The sequence below is a fragment of the Syntrophales bacterium genome, from assembly GCA_023229765.1.
In the GTDB taxonomy this organism is placed as follows: Bacteria; Desulfobacterota; Syntrophia; order Syntrophales; family UBA5619; genus DYTH01.
On record JALNYO010000034.1, the window covers coordinates 24636 to 43178 of the forward strand.

Consider the following 18543-nt stretch of genomic DNA (forward strand, 5'->3'; position numbering starts at 1 on the left):
CTCAGCATACCTCCGATCGACTGGGATCAGAGTGTGTTTCAGCGCAATCCTCGTTCTCGATCTTATGGGAGAGCGGATCAGGAATCATCCCTTTCAAAAAAGCGATCCGCTTTACCAGTTCCGAAAAGCTCTGCAACAGCAGCAGTGAAATGCCGATCGGCAACAGCAGATAAACCGGCCAGCGGATAAGTCCGCCGGCGCTTTGCGACATTTCTCCGCTTTGCAGGGCATTGACAAACAGCGGCCAGGAAAGGCCAATCAAAAGTAAGCACAGAGGCGCCAGAAAAAGGATGATGCCCAGGATGTCAATTACTGAGCGCGCTCGGGGGGAGAGATGAGAGGAAACAAAATCGATCCGGACGTGGGCATTTTTGAGGAAGGCGTAGCCGGCGCCCAGCAGGAAGACGGCTCCGTAAAGGTACCACTGCATTTCGGTAAACGCGTTGGAGCCAATTCTGAAAAGTTTGCGCGCCAGAGCATTGCCGGTGCTTAAAAGCACCGAGGCCAGAATAAACCAGATAATAACCTGACCGATTCGTCTGCTCAAGCCATCGATCAGCCCGGATATTTTGAGAAGCACCGTCATATTTTCACCTCGTGGGCCGCTTTATAAGGAACGCTAATCCCTTACTGCACATCCGAGTATGCCATTACTATCCCCGGCTATTGCGCATTTAGACTGCCTTCGGGCTAACTTAAGTTAACTCTCAGCAGAACCGCTTCCCGCCAGACGGTATAATATGGATAAAATTTTATTTATTGGAATATTATCCGCTGGAGTTACTGCGGCTCTATAGAAAAAAATTTTCTGCCTGTCAATAGATTATATCCGTGATGCTAAATGTCCAAGGAGGAGAGAGAAGTCCTCAACATGGGAACTGGTTGTTGTTGCCGCTCCTTTTTAGGGGATAATCTTTTACCATAGAGGCAATTGCAAAACCATTTGTCATTCCCGAAAGCGAAGCTTAATGTTCATAATATGGTTTTTCAAGCAGTTAGAACCAGATTATGAACATTAAACTTCGTTTTCCCGCTCAGAATCGTTGCGGGAATGACAAAAATGGGGAATTTTGCAATTACCTCCATATTCTTGGGTTTCAGTTTATGTATGGTGTGCGTTATCGGCGCTCACAGGTTTTTCGTAAGTGTTGACGGCGCGGCGGAAAAAATAGTATATTAAAAAAAATTAAAATCATACGGAGGTGAAAGGATGAAAAAAGCTCTTATTGTGTATTACAGCAGAACAGGAAAGACCGAACAGATGGCCGAGCATATTGCCGAGGGGGTCAGAATTTCCGGCAACGAAGCCGAGCTCAAAAAGGTTTCCGAAATCAAAAATGAAAAAGATTTAGCCGGATACGACGCCTATATCTTCGGCTGCCCGACGTACCATCGAACAATGCCCCATAATTTCGAAACCTTTTTGTTTCTTGCCCAGAAGGCGGGGCTGCAGGGGAAAGTTGGCGGCGCCTTCGGTTCCTACACCCACAGCGGCGATGCCCCGAAGATGATTTTCGACACGATGGAGTTTGTTTACAAGATGAAGGTTACGAATCTTGGTTCCTTCAATATGCTGGAACATATCGTGGGGACGCAGGAGGGGCTCAAATCCTGCCATGACTATGGCAAGGCAATCGGGGAGCAGCTCGCGGGCTGATTCTTCTAAACCTTTAAAGAAAGGAGAAATGCAATGGCAAAACAGCTTGAGGTTTACAAGTGTAAAATTTGTGGAAACATTGTTGAGGTGCTGCACGGCGCCGCCGGCGTCTTGATCTGCTGCGGTCAGCCGATGGAGCTGCAGACGGAAAACACCGCCGATTCCACGAAGGAAAAACATGTTCCGCTGATTGAGAAGATCGAGGGGGGGTACAAGGTAACCGTGGGTTCGACGCTCCATCCGATGGAGGAGAAACACTATATCCAGTGGATCGAGCTGATTGCCGACGGTAAGGCCTATCGGCAGTTTTTAAAGCCCGGCGACGCGCCCTCCGCGGTGTTCAATCTTTCCGCGGCAGCCGTGACGGCGCGGGAGTATTGCAATATTCATGGGCTGTGGAAGTCCTGAAACGGACAACGGCATCAATTCGGCTGTTAGTTAACCCGCGAACGGTTGATTGAGGTGGTCGTTTCATAGTAAATGTCGCAGATCCGGGGCCAGGGTGTTGCAATAAAAAACGCCCTTCTCCCGTTTCATGAAATTTCTTTGAGGCTGCTTGCGTTACTCATCCAGGGCCGCCCTGAGCTTCCGGGAGAGTTCTTCCATCCTGAATGGTTTCTGGATAAAACCTTTGCAGCCCCTATCCATGATATCCCTTGCCTGCCCGTCGATGCTGTAGCCGCTTGACAGCAGAACGCGGACTTCGGGGTCGATTTCCCGCAGGCGGTCAAAGGTTACGCTGCCCGATATTCCCGGCATGATCATATCCAGTACAACCAAGTCGATCTCTCCCCGTTTTTCTAAAAATGTAGCGAGAGCCTCCTGGCCGCTGCCGACTGGATAGACGCGGTAGCCAAGCAGGGAGATAAGTTCTTTTGTTGTTTCCAAAACGGTCTTTTCATCGTCGACCAAAAGAATAGTTTCCCCTACCCCTGGCCCTTTTTTCGCTGCTTCGGTCGTGCCGGCGCCTTCTTTCTGGATTGCCGGCAGATATATGCTGAAGGCCGTTCCGTGGCCAGACTCACTGGTTACCTCAATCATTCCCCGATGTCCCTTGACGATCCCGTAAACGGTTGCCAGCCCCAGTCCCGTCCCTCTGCCTCTCGTTTTTGTTGTAAAAAAGGGATCGAATATCCGTTCAATGGTCTTTTTATCCATCCCGACTCCGGAATCTTTTATCGATAATCTGATATAAGCTCCCGGTTCTATTTCATTGGCCTTTGCCTTGCCTTCATCCAGAATAATGCTATTGGTCATTAGGTTGAGGGTTCCCCCGTCGGGCATGGCCTGCCCCGCATTTACATAAAGATTCATCAGCATTTGTTCCATCTGCCCCGGGTCAACCTCTGTATCCAGAAGATCGGGTTCGAGGAGCAAATCAATGGAAATCTCTTTTTTGGTTCTGCCGAACAGCTCGGAGGTCTTGGCGATTATTTTGTTCATGTCGGATGGTTTCTGCTCATATCGTCCTTCGCGGGCAAAGCCCAGAAGCTGTTTTGTCAAATTGGCGCCTCGGTCCACCTGTTCCTCTATATGACGCAGACGCTGGTAGTTGGGGTCGGAATCGTTCGTTTTGAGCAGCATAAGCGAGGTGTATCCCAGAATTCCCATCAGCAGGTTGTTGAAATCATGGGCGATCCCTCCCGCCAGGGTTCCTATGGACTCCAGCCGCTGGGAGTTGTTTAATTTTTTCTCCATCTTCTGGTACTCGGTAAAGTCTTTCAGGGAACTGACGATGCCCAGGGGACGGCCTTGGGAATCCTCGATGAAGGCGCCGTACATATTGAATGTCCGTTCTTCTCCGTCCTTAGTGAGCAGACCGCCGATAAAATTGTTCACCGCTTTTCCTTCGTCACGGATATTCTTGAATAATTTTTTATAAATTCCCCGGTCTTCCTTTTTGGCAAAGTCAATAAAATAATGCCCCAGCACCTCTTCCTTTTCATGCCCCAAGAGCAGTTTCCACGCAGGATTTACATAAGTGATTGAGCCGCTGCGGTCCATCGTGTAAACAATATCCGGCGAACTTTCACTCAAGGCGCGGAAGCGAGCCTCCGTTTCCAGGCAGGACTCCTGCGCGCGTTTTTGTGCGGTTATGTCATTGCCAATCGACATAATACCGGTCAGTTTTCCGTCCTTATCGTAAACCGGTTTGTTGGTCCAAATTATCCAGATCCGTTCGCCATTCTTGCGCATGTTTTCATTGGCGTTGTTGACAAAGCGATCCGGATCGGCGATAATTTCGGCGATCATTTTTTCGAGGTCACGCCCGGTCGATTCCGTCTTCGGCACAATCGTGTCGACAACTTTTTTACCGAGGATCTCCTCTTTGCGCCATCCGAAAAATTTCTCGGCGAATTCATTAAAATAGTTGATATTTCCCAGGGTATCAAAACGGAGAATAACGCTGTTGGAATTTTCCACCAGTTCACGGTAATTCTCTTCACTTTTTTTTAACTTATTATAGGAGATTTCCATTTCAGCAGTTTTGGCCCGGACTTTTCTCTTTATTGTAAAGTTGCAGAGAACAAACACCAGGAAAAGCGCCGCTCCGGCCAAGAAAACGAAAAGTGAGTATTTAAGGTCGGGAATTATTTGCATTGATAAGCCTCCGCTTGCTGCTTCTGAAGGGAATGGTGAAAGAAAGAATGATAATAAGGGGAGGTAATTGCAAAACTCACCATTCTTGTCATTCCCGTAACGATTCTGAGCGGGAATCTGGTTCTAACTGCTTGAAAAACCATATTATGAACATTAAGCTTCGCTTTCCCGATAGAGACATTATGAACATTAAGCTTCGCTTTCGGGAATGACAAATGGTTTTGCAATTGCCTCAGGGGAGTAATTATAAGCTTCATGAAATAATGAGTGGTGTTCATGCTTTTCGCCTATCCACAAAGGGTAAAGAGATTAAAGTCATCCCTTTTTCGTCAGGGGATGTCGCCCTGAAGGTTAGCCTCGAACGCTAATAAGCGGGTGCTTTTTTGTCAAGGAAATTTTGGATTCTTAGCCGGACGTCATTATTTTTTTCGGATGAGCCAAAACACTGTTCCCTCCAGATTTTTTTGCTGCGTAGAGCAGCATATCAACTTTATTAATTAATTCAAGGGGGTCTGTTTCGTTTGTGCGCTGAATCATCCCCATGCTCAGTGTAACGCGAAAGTTTCCTGCATTTCCCTCCTTGAAATCAAAGGGCCAGCGTTCGTTGAAGGCACTGCGTATCTTCTCAGCCACTGTTAAGGCCTGTTCACTGTTCGTTTCCGGCAGCAGGACAAAAAACTCGTCTCCACCGTACCGGAAGGAAAGATCAGACTGTCTCGTAGTTGCATGGAGGATATCCCCAACCAGGCGCAGGACGTTGTCCCCTTCAAGATGACCAAAACTGTCGTTGCATTGCTTGAATTTGTCGAGGTCAAAGCCGATAACGCTCAAATCACGTTTGTGGCGTATGGCCCGTGACAACTCAAAGGACAGGGATGTGTAAAAATGGCGCTGATTGTAAAGGCCGGTCAGCCCGTCGGTAATTGAAAGGGTTCTCAACTTTTCTTCGAGTTTTTTCTTGCTGGTCAGATCGTGAAAAAAACCGACGCTGCCCACTTCCTCGCCGTTCTCAATAAGCAGGGCAGCGGAAAGCCTGATCGGTATGTGGTTGCCCGCGCTGTCGACTATTTCGGTTTCATATCCAATCAGCCGGTTTTTTCCCCCGAATTTTTTCGAGTAGATAGCTGCTTTTACCGCCTTTGCATTTTTGATATCCTCGTATAATTCGGTTATATGCAGTTTGCCGAGGACGTCTTCAACGGCATGGCTGGTCATGGCGGCGGCTGCCGGGTTGAAGATGATGACGACCCCTTTATTGTTTACGCCGATTATGGCGTCGGGGCAAGCTTCGACCAGGCGGAGAAGAAGGATTTCCGACGATTTGTAAAGCGAATTTGCGATTTTCATAAGGTTTTTCTCATTTGAGCCAATTGCAAAACTCCGTGTCATGCCCGAAAGCGGAGCTTAATGTACACAATGCTTTTGTCGGGCATCCATGATTGCAAATAGTTAAAAACTGGATTATGAACATTAAACTTCGTTTTCCCGCCCAGAGTTTACCCCCGCGTAGGCGGGGGCGGGAATGACAGCGTTGGGAGTTTTGCAATGGGCTCTATATTAAAAACTTTCTCGTGTCAAGGAGTTATCGCATTGAGCTCTACCCGGCTTTGGGGCGTGTCGTTTTTTTCGGGCGGCTTGAAGATGTCGTCTTTCTTCTGAAAGATGCGTTCGGCCGGAATCTTGCCCTGTTGGATCAGAAAGCGCATCACGGCCTCTGCCCGTTCGCGCGCCAAATTTTCCAATTCGTCTTTTTCGACCTTGGTATTGGCGAGAATCAGCTTGACCATTTCAGCATCCGGCAACTTGATCTCCAGGCCGAGGGCATTGCGCGGTTTGGGGAACTTTTCCTTTGCATAAACCGCCCTCAGGTAGATCGAGTACTCCTCCGGGGAAAGCGGAGGCGCCTCTGCGTCTTCTGTCGCCGTGCTCTGTCTGTCCCGGGCCAGTGCCAGGATTTTTTCCCGCTTTATCTTGCGGTTGAGCAGCTCGTTCCGATAGGTTTCGGCGTCCTTCTCCCGATCCACGTATGCCGAAAGCGACATTTTGAGCCCCGGGCGTTCGCCAAGTCCCTTGGCCAGCGATGCGAGCTTCTGCTCCTCTGCCGGTTGCAGGAAAGGGGTTCCGGGCGAGAATCCGACCACGCTGAGATCGCTGCCTCCGCCGAAGAGGGAGGAGAGCAGCGAGAAGGGGGCGGTGACGGCCTTCACAAGCAGATTTTTGATGACCTGGAAGACGATGTCCCAGATATTGAATTGAGGATCATCGATCTGTCCCATAACCGGGACATCCAGGTGGATCTCTCCGTGCCGGTCCTTCAGAAGGGCTATCCCGAGCTTGACGGGCAGGCTCGTGGCCTTGTCGCTTTTTACCGGGTCGCCAAAGGTGAACTGATCGACCATGATTTTGTTCTCGGAGAGAAGTTTTTTGTTTTCGATATGGTACTTAAGGTCGAGAAAGAGCTTTCCCTGTTTGAGGATATATCCAAGATAGGTTTCGGCGTAGGGACTCAGCGGCGACAGGTCGATGTCCGTGAACGAGAGCTTGAGGTCAACGAAGAGATCCTCTCGCAGGGGGTTGATCTTGCCGGTGATCGTCATTGGGGAGCGGTTTTCCAGATTGCCGCGCAGGTCAACGTCGGCCAAAAGCGAGGCCTCGGACGAAAGGCCGCTGATCCGCCCGCCCAGATTGTAAAAGGTCGTTTCAAAATCGTTGGAGAGGTGCTTGTCGGTAAACGCGATGGTCCCGTCAAGGATCGTGACATTGCCGATGCGGACGGCTGGTGGCGCCTTTGGGCCGGCTTCGGCGGGGGAATCGGGCACAGTCGAAGGAGAGGCCTTCTGAGCTTCAGTCGCCGTTGCGGGGCTTGACCCTGGTTTGGCCGCTCCACCCTCCTTTTCCTCTTTCCGGGTCAGGTTCTGCAGGTTGAGGGTTCCGTCTTTGCGGATGATGATGCGTGAATAGACCTCATTGAGCGAAACCTCACCGATTTCCAGACGAAGCGGCTTGATATCCCCGTCGATCCCGTCGAGTTGCAGCCGCTTCCACTTCAGCAAATCTTCCTCTTCGACGGCATCGACCATGTGAAAGGAGCTGAGACCGGCTTTCCCCTTGAAGCTCCCCGTCGCCGCCCCGTCTTTCAGTGCGACGTCCAGATTCAGGGTCGCATCCAACAGGCCGCCGAGGATCAGGAAGTTCAGGTTCCCGGGGTAATAGGCCTCAAAATCGCGAATCGGCAGGCGGCCGATCCGCAGATCTCCCCGGTAACTAAAGGGAGACGGGGTGAGAGCGCCCCCTGCCTGGATGGGAGTTTCCTTTCCGAAGAGCGAAGCAAAACGGAATTGGGCTGGCTTCGGCGTGGGGCCGCTCAGGTCTGATAGAGAAAGCGTTGTGTCGCGCAACGTGAAACGTGGTTTTTTCGGGTGGGTCTTGTCGGTAACGGCGATATTGAAGCGGTCGAGTTCGATGCGCTTTATTTGATATTCGATGGGTTTGGCTGCTGTCTGTTTTGCCGGAGCTGTCTGTCTTGCAGGCGCCGCGACGGTCGCTTTCGCCGGTTGTTTTGTTGCCTGCGAAAGCAGCAGCGATTGGGTGGAGAGCTTCCCGTCGGCCTCGAGGGAGAGGGAGACATTTCCCTGGGAGAGCCGAAGCTGGTCGATCGCCAGACGGTTGGTTTTCTGGCTGAAACTTGCGCCAGTCACCGCCAGACGCGCCATGTCTATCCCCTCGCCTTTTCCGTACCTTGCGGAGAAATCCTTGACGGTGAGACTGCCCTTTTCGGCTGTCAGCCCGTTTTTTCCGCTGAAGGCGACCTCGCCTGACAGGTCAACCACCCCTTTAAGCGGCGCCGTCAGATAACCGGCCAGATAGGGCCACCCTTTTTGCAGTGGGAGTCCCGTCAACTGGACGGAGGCCTTGGCGGCCGGCTCGACGATGGTGAAACTGCCCTGGGTGGCTAAGCGAATCTGCCGGTCCACCAGCAGCGAGAGGTCGTATTGTCCGATTTGTTCAGGGCGATTGCCAACGTTTTTCAGGGCCAGTGCGAGCTCCTCCACGGAGGCCTTGAATCCACCCTGGGGAAGCTCGTCACGGAAATGGATACGGCCGTTTTGGAGCGCCAGTGAAGCGATGAAGACGGAGGGTGATTGAGCCTTGCCGTCACTGCCCGTGACCGTCCGCGTTGGAACAACGGAAGGCGCCCTGGCGGAAACGGGCGGCGGCGGGACCCGGTCTTTTAGCGAGTGTTTTCCTGCCGACACGGTTGCCGCTTTTTCCGGCTCGGGGTTGAGCAGACGTGCGAACATCCATTCGCCCCGCCGGTCGCGGCTTACGAACAGCTCCATTCCGGTAAGCGTGATCGCCTCGACGTCAAACAGGCCGGCAAAGGGCTCAAGACGGGACGTTTTGATCTCCAGCGAGGGGAGCTTGAGCAGCGGCTGCCCCGTTTTCAGGTTAAGGTCAAGGGCGTCAAGGCGGGCGAGGCCTTTGACGCTGAGTTCCGGGTTGCGGTCGGCAGCTTGCCGGTAAAGGATATCCGCATCGATGGTCAGTTTGCCCGAGGCCAGTTCGACCGGCGGCGCCTGCGGGACATAAGCCAGAAGCTCCGGCAGGCTGAACTGCTGAAGGGCGATGTGGACGGAACTTTCCAGGTCCTTGCTGAAGAGTTTGACCTTGGCCGTGACGACAAGGGGTGCGCCGTTGACGAGAGCGGAGATGCGGGGGACAGCCTCCCTGTCTGCCTCGGCCGGAATGCTGCTGAGCCAGGGGAGGGCAATTTCCAGGTTGTGGATGCTGTGCTTCCGCCCGCCCGCGACGATGCGGTCATCCAGAACCAGTGATCCGCCCGTCAGTTGGAAGCGATTCAGAACGAAGGGAAAAACTCCGGCTGATTTCGGGTTTTCCTCTTTTTTCTGGCGCTCCACGATTTCTGAAAAATTGAAGCTGTTAGCGCCTGTACGAATGATCCGGAGCGACGGGGATTCGATAAATACCTCGGAAAGCACCAGGGTGCGCCGGTAAATGGAGGTCGGGCTGACCGAGATGCGAAGGGCGCCGACGGATAGGAAGGGGCCGCCGCCCTTTTCTTCAACGGCAAAACCTCGTACAGCGGCAGTGAGGGTCAAGGGGTTTAGAGAGACCCTTTCTATCCGCACGTTGCGTCCGGTCGCCTCCCGCAGGAGCTCGACGGCCTTGTTTTTGATTAAAACCGGCAGGGCGGCGGCCATGAAGATTAACAAAGCGGCCAAGGCTCCGATGGCGAGCAGCGTGATTTTCTTCCACTTGGTCATGCGCATCTCCACTTTCGCCGCAAACGGCCAGCTTTTCAGGGCCGCCCCTTTCTCCGGGGGTAAGGGGGGCGTTACGTTTCTACCTGGTAAAAACCTTCTTCAAGAGATCGGTGGTTCGGGCAACGGGATTGGTTCGTATTTTAGTTTTTTCCTCGGCGATCATGTGAAACAGGTCATCCAGTTATTAGAACCAAAGCAGAAAAATGCCTCTATCAAAATTACCTGAAGGTATCCTATTCATAATCACTCAAAAAATCAAGCGGCATGCGGCAATGGAAGGGTAATTTATTCTGCATGCAAGTGCCAGTTCGAGCCCTTTTCCTTGCGGTCCCGCATAAATTATGACAGGATGCGCCGCCGTGGAGGAAGGATGGAGAGCTTTAAGCTTGTCAGCGAATTCAAGCCGCAGGGGGATCAGCCGCAGGCGATTGCGGGACTGGTTGCCGGTTTGGAGAAGGGCGCCCCGCACCAGGTTCTGCTCGGAGTCACCGGTTCCGGGAAGACGTTCACGATGGCCAATGTGATCGCCGCGGTTAATCGCCCCGCCCTGGTTATCGCCCATAACAAGACCCTGGCCGCCCAGCTCTACGGCGAGTTCAAGTCGCTCTTCCCGGAAAACGCCGTCGGCTATTTCGTCAGTTATTACGATTACTACCAGCCGGAGGCCTACATCCCCAGCACGGACACCTACATCGAGAAGGACTCGGCGATTAACGACGAGATCGACAAGCTTCGGCATGCGGCGACGCACATTCTGCTGGAACGGCGGGATGTCATTATTGTCGCCAGCGTCTCGTGCATCTACGGCATCGGCTCCCCCGAGGCGTACCAGGGAATGCTTTTAATGATCGAAGAGGGGATGGAGATCATGCGGGACGAGCTGCTGGCCCGGCTTGTCGAGATCCAGTATGAACGCAACGATATCGACTTCCACCGGGGAACCTTCCGGGTCCGGGGAGACAGCGTCGAGATTTTTCCCCCATACGAGGAGGACAAGGCGATCCGCGTCGAGTTTTTCGGCGACACGGTTGAGACGCTTGCGCTCGTCGATCCGTTGCGGGGCAGAAAACTGGAACGATTGCGCAGAATTGCCGTTTATCCCGGCAGCCATTATGTGACGACGAAGGATAACCTGAAGCGGGCGATAGTGGCGATTCGTGAGGAGCTGGGGGTGCGTCTTCCGGAATTGAAGACGCAGGAAAAACTGCTCGAGGCGCAGCGCATCGAGCAGCGCACCTCCTTCGATATTGAAATGATGGAGGAGATGGGATACTGCTCCGGCATCGAGAACTACTCCCGCCATCTGACGGGACGCAAACCCGGCCAGCCCCCGCCGACCCTGATGGAATACCTGCCGAAAGACGCGCTCATTTTTATCGACGAAAGCCACGCGACGCTGCCGCAACTTGTCGGGATGTACCGGGGAGACCGGGCGAGAAAGGAGACTTTGGTCAACTACGGGTTTCGCCTGCCGTCGGCCCTCGACAACCGGCCTCTGCGCTTCGAGGAGTTCGAGGCCTTCGCCAACCAGCGAATCTACGTCTCGGCGACGCCGGCAGTGTATGAGCTCGACAAATCAGCGGGGCGAGTTGTCGAGCAGATTATCCGGCCGACCGGTCTTATGGACCCGGAGATCATCATCCGGCCGGTCACCGGGCAGGTGGACGATCTGCTTGCCGAGATCCGGAAGCGGGCCGAACGGGGGGAAAGGGTGCTGGTCACAACGCTGACCAAGCGGATGGCGGAGAACCTGACCTCATATTACGAGGGGCTCGGCGTGCGGGTGAAGTACCTCCACTCCGACATCCACACGCTGGAGCGGGTGGAGATCATCCGGGATCTGCGAACCGGCGAATTTGACTGCCTGGTCGGAGTGAACCTGCTCAGAGAGGGGCTCGACATCCCGGAGGTTTCGCTGGTGGCGATTCTCGATGCGGACAAGGAAGGGTTCCTCCGTTCGGAGCGTTCGCTGATGCAGACAAGTGGGCGGGCGGCCCGGAATGTCGCCGGCGTGGTGATCATGTATGCCGAGGTGATAACCAATTCGATCCGCAAATGTCTTGACGAAACGAAGCGACGGCGGATTATCCAGGAAAGATTCAACCGGGAACACGGGATTACCCCGGAAAGCATCAAGACGGATATCCGTCGCATTCTTGGTTCCGTTTACGAGTCAGATTATGTTACGGTGGAGACCGTTTCGGAAGAGGCGGCGGCCTATGGGTCGGAAAAGGAGATTTCCGTTGTGATTCGCAAGCTGAAGGAGGAGATGAAGACGGCGGCAAAAGAGCTGGAATTCGAGAAGGCGGCGGCTCTGCGCGACCAGATTCGCGACTTGACGAAGCTGATGCTGGAAATCGCAGATTAATGTTCACAAATCGCAGATTAATGTTCATAAATCGTAGATTAATGTTCACAAATGGGTGGCAAAGTATAGCCGGAATAATTGTTGACGCCACGCCTTTCGCGGGTGAAGGGCGGCGAGCTTAAGGGACAGGATTGGAAAAATGGACGATATTGCCGATAAAAAAGAGCTGCGCAAAAGGATTCTTAAAATCAGAAACGCACTGCCGCCCGAGGAAAGGGCGGTTAAGAGCGCGGCGATAACAAACAGACTGACGGAGTTGCAAGATATTCGCCAGGCTGCCACCATCATGGTTTTTCTGAACTTTGGCAGCGAGGTTCAGACCGATGATCTGATCTCCTGGGGATGGGAAAAGGGAAAACGGATTGTTGCGCCGCTCTGCTGCCCGGAAACCAGAGAGATGGCGCCGTGTGTCATAAATGATTTCAGCGACCTCGAAACAGGTCATTACGGAATCCGGGAGCCAAAAGCGGCCTGCTCGCTTGTCGTGCCGCCCGAAGAGATCGACGTGGTTCTCATCCCTGCGGTTGCCTTCGATCGTCAGGGACGGAGAGTTGGTTATGGCGGCGGCTACTATGACCGTTTTTTGCCAAAGGTTCCCCGCGCCGCAAGGATCGGCATGGTTTTTTCCTGCCAGATCGTTCCCGCGGTCAATGCCGATGCTTATGACATCCCCGCGCAGAAAATTGTGACGGAAAAAGGTGTTATCGTTTCCGTGATGGATGTGTCGTAACAACCGGAGGCAGAAGGGTAGGGAGCGCGCAATTGACTGTTCAGATGTAAATATTCCTTGACAAGCATAAACTGCCGCCATAAACTCCCGCCGCTAAGGAGGTGCGGACATTGTGGGCGGAAGCAGGGTAGAGACGGCTGAAAACGTAACTTCAGGGAACTATGGGCCTGCCTGTACGAAATAGCTCACGGTCGGGAAATGCATCGGAAATTTCAGGGAAGTAGGACTTGGTTTTGAGCAAGAATTCACCTGCGGTGAAGCGAAGCGTTTTGTGCAGTGCGCTGTCAGAAGGTGGATGTGACCGCCGCGGGAATCCAGAAAAACTGAGGAGGTAAGAACGCTTGTATAAGATTTTACACATTGAGCAACTGGTGCCCAGCATCCATCTTTTTAAGGTTGAGGCGCCGGAAGTAGCGAAAAAGGCGCAAGCCGGACAATTTGTAGTCGTCCGGCTTGATGAAACGGGCGAGCGGATTCCACTCACTTTTGCTGACTGGGATGCGCAAGAGGGCACGGTTACCATCATCTTTATGGAAGTTGGCACCACTACCCACCGCCTGGCAAGAATGAAGGCCGGCGATTATATCGCCGATTTTGTTGGTCCTCTGGGCGTGCCCACTCATGTCGAGAAATTCGGCACAGTGCTCTGTGTGGCGGGCGGGGTTGGCGTGGCGCCGATTGTGCCGATCGCCCGCGCCTTAAAGCAGTCCGGCAATAAAGTAATAACGATCATGGGCGCCCGGAGCAAGAACCTGCTTTTTTGGGAAGACAGGCTAAGGGATGCCAGCGACAAACTGATAGTGACTACCGATGATGGCTCGTATGGCCGCAAGGCTCTGGTGACGGAACCGCTGAAGGAACTTCTGGAGGGCGGAGAAAAGATTGATCGGATAATTGCCATTGGTCCCAGCATAATGATGAAGTTCTGCGCGGTGACGAGCAAACCTTTCGGCGTTAAAACTATTGTCAGCCTGAATCCGATAATGGTTGACGGCACCGGCATGTGCGGCTGTTGTCGGGTGGCAGTGGGCGGTGTTACCAAATTTGCCTGTGTGGAAGGTCCTGATTTTGACGGGCACCAGGTGGATTGGAATTTGCTGGCGGCGCGCCAGCGCACTTACACGGCAGAGGAGAAACAGTCTCTGGAGCAGTGGCGCTGTCAGTGCGGCGAACAGAAATAAGCTGAGAGGAGATAGAGGGAGCATTATGGCCAAACTGAATTTGAATCGGATGGAAATGCCCCGGCAGGATGCAATCAAGCGGGGTAAAAATTTCAACGAAGTTGCCCTGGGATATACAAGGGAGATGGCAAAAGAGGAAGCTGGCCGCTGCATTCAGTGCGCCAAGCGCCCCTGTACGGAGGGATGTCCCGTTATGGTCGATATCCCCGAGTTTATCAAGGCTGTTACCGAGGACAACATGCCGGAGGCGGTTCGGGCGCTGAAGGGCAAGAATGCCCTGCCCGGCATCTGCGGGCGGGTCTGCCCCCAGGAGGTGCAGTGTGAAGCAGTATGCACCCTGGGGAAAAAGGGAGCGCCTGTCGCCATCGGGCGGCTGGAACGATATGTGGCCGACTGGGAGCGGGAGAATATCGCGCCGGTTGAGCGCAAGATAGAGCTGGCGACGGCTACCGGCAAGAAAGTGGCAGTGGTCGGATCCGGCCCGGCCAGTCTCACGGCGGCGGCAGATTTAACCAAAATGGGGCATGAGGTCGTAATCTTCGAAGCCCTGCATGTAGCCGGCGGCGTGCTGATGTATGGCATTCCTGAGTTCAGGCTGCCCAAGGCAATAGTTCAGGGTGAGGTTGAGTATGTGAAATCACTGGGGGTTGAGATCAAGATAAACTCCATTGTCGGCAAACTCAACACGGTTGATGAGCTCTTGCAAAATGGCTATTCCGCTGTTTTTCTGGGCACCGGCGCAGGCTTGCCCATATTTCTGAATTGTCCTGGCGAGAACCTCAACGGCATCTATTCGGCTAACGAATTTCTGACCAGGGTGAACCTCATGAAGGCGTATCGTTTCCCCGAGTATGATACCCCGGTGAGAATCGGGAAAAGAGTTGCCGTTATTGGCGGCGGCAACGTGGCAATGGACAGCGCCCGTTGCGCCCTGAGGCTCGGCGCTGAGAAGGTCTATATTATATATCGGCGCTCCGAGGTGGAGCTGCCGGCGCGGCATGAAGAGGTGGAAAATGCCCAGGAAGAGGGCATTGATTTCCGTTTTCTCACCAACCCCAAGCAGTTTATCGGCGATGAAAGCAACAACCTGGTAGCGATGGAGTGCTATCAGATGGAGCTCGGCGAGCCTGACTCAAGCGGCAGACGGCGTCCGATGGTTAAGGAAGGAAGCGAGTTCAAAATTGCTGTTGATGTAGCGATAGTGGCTCTGGGAACTACCCCCAACCCCCTGATAGCCCAGACCACGGCTGGACTGGAGACGACCAAACACGGTACTGTCGTGGCGGATGAGTCCACAGGCAAGACGGTGAAGGCGGGAGTCTGGGCGGGCGGCGACGTGGTCACCGGCTCCGCCACGGTCATCAGCGCCATGGGCGCCGGCAAACGGGCGGCGGCGGACATAGACAAGTTTCTGCGCGGTTGATCTCGCGCTGATTATTGGAATTATTATGGGAATTAAAGAGCCTCGCTCCGGAATGGAGTGGGGCTCTTTAATTCTTCCACTTTTAAATCATCAGATATTTCTGCTTTATCTCTTCATTTGCACTTAGAGCGTCGATAGTTCCCTCGAATTCTATTCTGCCTTTGTTTATGACATAGGCGCGGTCGGCAATGGCGAGGGAAAAACGGATGTTCTGTTCGGAAAAGAGGATGGTGACCCCGAGTTCCTTCAGTTTGAGGAGCTTCTCCGCGAAATCCCGGACGACCAGCGGCGCCAGTCCCTCTACCGGTTCGTCAAGCAGGATCAACTCCGGGTTTCCCATTGCCGGGATTGGGTTCCTGTTTCCCGTAGATCACCTTTAGCAGGCCGACGATCTTTTCATCCCGCCAGCGGGAGATCTCCGCTGCGTTCCTTTCACCCATCGATTCCTGTACCCCATCCACGAGACGCTCCCGCGATTCCGGCGATATCTCGCTCCAGGAGGCCATCTCCCGCCAGTATGCCCCGAACGCCTTGCCGATATGGTCGATGAAATAGCCGTATCCCCCATCGCCGCCGCCCAGATGGTAGATCATGTGCTGTCCCATGAGCGCCCAGCGGATGCCGGGACCGGCGTAAAGGGCTTTGTCCACGTCCTCCACGGAGGCAACGCCCCGGATGACCAGATCGATCGCCTCCCGCCAGAGGGCCGCCGCCAGGCGATTTGCGATATGGCCCGGGACCTCCAGTTTCAGAACAACGGGGATCTTGCCCAGCTCCTCAAAAAACCGTTTGACCCGCTCCACGATGGCCGGATCAGTTTCCTGGCCGGGTACGAGCTCGACCAGCGGCACCAAATGCGGCGGGTTGAAGGGATGGGCGATAAGGCAGCGTTCGGGACGGGCGACGTGTTTCTGGATTTCCGACATCAGAAGCCCCGACGAAGAGCTTGCGAGGATCGTCCGCGGCGAGGCTATGCGGTCCATTTCGGCATACACCTTTCCCTTAACCTCGTAGGTCTCCGCCACCGACTCCTGAACGTAATCAACCCCATCCAGGAACGCCTCCATGTCTTCTGCCGAGGCGATGTTCCCCCGGATGGCGGCGAGGCGCTCCTTTTCCAGGAGTCCGTATCGGACAAGCGCCTCCAGGTTTTCGTAAGCCTTGCCAATGCCCCGCTCCACAATAACCGGATCGACATCGTGCATGCGGACCTTCATCCCCTGTGCAGCGAAGAAGGTCGCCCAGCTTGACCCGATCGTACCGGTTCCCAGAATTCCAATTGCCTGAATTTGCATTTCATTCATGAATTATTCCACCCGCTATTTGCCGAGCATGATGTTGGGCAGCCAGACCACTATTTCCGGAAAGATTGTGCAGATTGTCACCCCGATTGCCTGGAGAATCAGAAAAGGTATTACCCCCCGGTAGATATGGCTCAGCCGCACTCCTTCAATGCCGAGACCCGAGAGGTAGAACAGCGCGTAGCCGAAGGGGGGCGTCAGGAACGACAACTGGAGATTGATCGCGAGCATGGAGACGAACCAGAGCATGTCGAACCCAAGATGCTGGGCCACGGGCAAAAATATCGGGAAGGTGATCATCACGATTCCGATCCAGTCGATAAAACACCCAAGGATGACGTAGATGATCATGATCAGGATGTAGGTTCCCCATTTTCCCAGGCCGAGTCCCAGAATCGCGTTGACCAGGGCGGCGCCGCCGCCGAGTCCCAGAAAGACGCCGGTGAAACAGGTTGCCCCGACGATAATGATGATCACCATAGTTACGGTACGGGCCGTCTGGTGGAGGGTATCGGCAAAATTATGCCAGGTGAGCTTCCCGTAGGCCATGGCCATGATGAACGCTGCAAAGGCCCCGACACCGGCCGCCTCCGTCGGCGTCGCGATCCCGAAGAAGATAGTCCCGAGAACCAGGAAGATCAGGATCAGCGGGGGGACTGCAAAAACAACGGTGTCCCTGATTCTTTTATACATTGGAATCAGCGCCAGCTCATCAGCCGGCACGGGAGGCCCTATTTCCGGATTAAGCCAGCAGCGGACGGCGATATAGATCATGTAAAGGACACCGAGCGTCAATCCCGGGATGACCCCGGCCATGAGCAGTTTCCCCGCGGAAAGAGCCGCCTGGTCAGCCATCATGACGAGCATGATGGAAGGAGGGATGAGAATGCCGAGACTGCCGCCCGCGGCAATCATCCCCATGGATATCTCTTTCTGGTAGCCGTAGCGGATCAGCATCGGCCCGGCAAGAAGGCCCATTGTGACCACCGATGCGCCGATAATCCCGGTACAGGCCGCGAAAACGATGGAGACGGCGATCACCGCAAGTCCTACGCCACCCCTGATAGGGCCGAGGAGGATGCGGAGGGCTTTGAAGAGTCCATCAGCCACGCCCGATATCGTCAGAAAATTACCCATCAGGATAAACAGCGGGATCGCCACCAGGACAAAGTTGTCCATCGTGCCGTAGATGCGCTCCATGAAAATTCCGAAGAACTGCGGACCGATGAAAAAGAAACCGAACAGAACGCCCACTCCGCCCAGAACAAATGCCAGGGGATGTCCCATGAAAAAAAAGATAATCAGCGCGACGAACATACCGATAGCGGCTAATTCAGGACTCATGGGATTCCCCCCCTTCCGGAATAAGAACTGCGAGAGTCTTGATCACCTCTGAAATACCTTGAAGCAGAAGCATAAAGGCGGTGATCGGGATAACTGTCTTGAACGGGTAGATGGGTGGACCCCAGATGCTCCATGATTTTTCCATCATCTGCCAGGAGTTGGCCGCGTAGGAAACCCCAAAGTAGAGAAAGACGGCGATGAAGGGAAAGTACATGAAAAGATAGCAGATCAGCGAAAGCACCGCCTGTGTTTTCTTCTTAAAATGACTGGAAACAAGATCGATTGCCACGTGTGATTTGTAGAGGAGGCCGTAGGCTGCTACGAGCATGAAATAAGTCCCGTAGAAGAAGTTGCTCAGCTCAAAACTCCAGATCGTGGGGTGATTGAAGAATCGGGACAGCACCTCATAGACAACCACCAGTGTCAACGGGACAATCAGATAGCTGCAGACGACACCCACCTTTCGACTTATGGTATCTATTCCGCCGGAGAAACGAAGCAAAAATTTCATATTCTGGAACCTCAATTCTGTAATTTTTCTGGAGCGCCCGGAAAAAACTGGGCGCTCCAGGTGCTTTTTCCGTTTACTTCAGACCGGGGAGTTTCGGCCAGGTAAAGGGCCTGCGTCCCTGTGAAAATGGTTCCTCAAAATC

General features: G+C 53.7%; 15 protein-coding genes. 7 read left to right on the forward strand and 8 right to left on the reverse strand.

Features of this window, described 5'->3' with window-relative positions; translation table 11 throughout:
- Nucleotide 1: 1 nt before the first annotated feature.
- A complete protein-coding gene (locus M0P74_14410; protein ID MCK9364776.1) occupies nt 2-586 on the reverse strand; it encodes a TRAP transporter small permease subunit in 585 nt (194 codons plus the stop codon).
- A 624-nt stretch (nt 587-1210) separates the two neighbouring features.
- Here M0P74_14410 and M0P74_14415 point away from each other — a divergent pair.
- On the forward strand, nt 1211-1657 hold the full coding sequence (locus tag M0P74_14415) for a flavodoxin domain-containing protein (GenBank protein MCK9364777.1): 447 nt from the start codon (nt 1211-1213) through the stop codon (nt 1655-1657).
- Nucleotides 1658-1690: 33 nt separating this feature from the next.
- Nucleotides 1691-2065 carry a desulfoferrodoxin gene (locus M0P74_14420; protein MCK9364778.1) on the forward strand — a complete coding sequence of 125 codons (375 nt, stop codon included), beginning with the start codon at nt 1691-1693 and terminating at the stop codon, nt 2063-2065.
- Between the two features lie 153 nt (nt 2066-2218).
- On the opposite strand, the gene M0P74_14425 is transcribed toward M0P74_14420, so the two are convergent.
- The 3 genes from M0P74_14425 to M0P74_14435 form a co-directional block, all read right to left on the reverse strand.
- Entirely contained in the window at nt 2219-4258 is a 2040-nt protein-coding gene (locus tag M0P74_14425) for a PAS domain S-box protein (GenBank protein MCK9364779.1), read from the reverse strand.
- A 405-nt stretch (nt 4259-4663) separates the two neighbouring features.
- The gene (locus M0P74_14430) at nt 4664-5605 is read right to left on the reverse strand and encodes a sensor domain-containing diguanylate cyclase (protein MCK9364780.1); all 942 of its coding nucleotides are present in this window, start codon (nt 5603-5605) and stop codon (nt 4664-4666) included.
- Between the two features lie 227 nt (nt 5606-5832).
- Nucleotides 5833-9492, reverse strand: a complete 3660-nt coding sequence (locus M0P74_14435; protein ID MCK9364781.1) for a DUF748 domain-containing protein — start codon at nt 9490-9492, stop codon at nt 5833-5835.
- On the opposite strand from M0P74_14435, the gene M0P74_14440 reads away from it, so the two are divergent.
- The 5 genes from M0P74_14440 (at nt 9479) to gltA (ending at nt 15245) form a co-directional block, all read left to right on the forward strand.
- On the forward strand, nt 9479-9769 hold the full coding sequence (locus M0P74_14440; GenBank protein MCK9364782.1) for a hypothetical protein: 291 nt from the start codon (nt 9479-9481) through the stop codon (nt 9767-9769). The two genes, M0P74_14435 and M0P74_14440, sit on opposite strands and share 14 nt — an antisense overlap.
- Nucleotides 9770-9913: 144 nt before the next feature.
- Nucleotides 9914-11911: an excinuclease ABC subunit UvrB gene (gene uvrB, locus M0P74_14445; GenBank protein MCK9364783.1), complete on the forward strand. Its 1998-nt coding sequence runs from the start codon at nt 9914-9916 to the stop codon at nt 11909-11911.
- Between the two features lie 139 nt (nt 11912-12050).
- Entirely contained in the window at nt 12051-12641 is a 591-nt protein-coding gene (locus M0P74_14450; GenBank protein ID MCK9364784.1) for a 5-formyltetrahydrofolate cyclo-ligase, read from the forward strand.
- Between the two features lie 341 nt (nt 12642-12982).
- Nucleotides 12983-13822 carry a sulfide/dihydroorotate dehydrogenase-like FAD/NAD-binding protein gene (locus M0P74_14455; GenBank protein MCK9364785.1) on the forward strand — a complete coding sequence of 280 codons (840 nt, stop codon included), beginning with the start codon at nt 12983-12985 and terminating at the stop codon, nt 13820-13822.
- 124 nt (nt 13823-13946) lie between these two features.
- The gene (gene gltA / locus M0P74_14460; protein ID MCK9364786.1) at nt 13947-15245 is read left to right on the forward strand and encodes an NADPH-dependent glutamate synthase; all 1299 of its coding nucleotides are present in this window, start codon (nt 13947-13949) and stop codon (nt 15243-15245) included.
- 82 nt (nt 15246-15327) lie between these two features.
- On the opposite strand, the gene M0P74_14465 is transcribed toward gltA, so the two are convergent.
- The 4 genes from M0P74_14465 to M0P74_14480 are packed head-to-tail and all read right to left on the reverse strand — an operon-like array spanning nt 15328 to nt 18401.
- The gene (locus M0P74_14465) at nt 15328-15585 is read right to left on the reverse strand and encodes a hypothetical protein (GenBank protein MCK9364787.1); all 258 of its coding nucleotides are present in this window, start codon (nt 15583-15585) and stop codon (nt 15328-15330) included.
- Nucleotides 15557-16549, reverse strand: a complete 993-nt coding sequence (locus M0P74_14470; GenBank protein MCK9364788.1) for a 3-hydroxyacyl-CoA dehydrogenase NAD-binding domain-containing protein — start codon at nt 16547-16549, stop codon at nt 15557-15559. Before M0P74_14470 ends, M0P74_14465 begins: the two co-directional genes overlap by 29 nt.
- 15 nt (nt 16550-16564) lie before the next feature.
- Nucleotides 16565-17890, reverse strand: coding sequence for a TRAP transporter large permease subunit (locus M0P74_14475; protein MCK9364789.1), 1326 nt, complete (start codon nt 17888-17890; stop codon nt 16565-16567).
- Complete coding sequence (locus M0P74_14480) at nt 17880-18401, reverse strand: TRAP transporter small permease subunit (GenBank protein MCK9364790.1); 522 nt, start codon at nt 18399-18401, stop codon at nt 17880-17882. The genes M0P74_14475 and M0P74_14480 overlap by 11 nt, the downstream gene beginning before the upstream one ends.
- Nucleotides 18402-18543 lie beyond the last annotated feature (142 nt).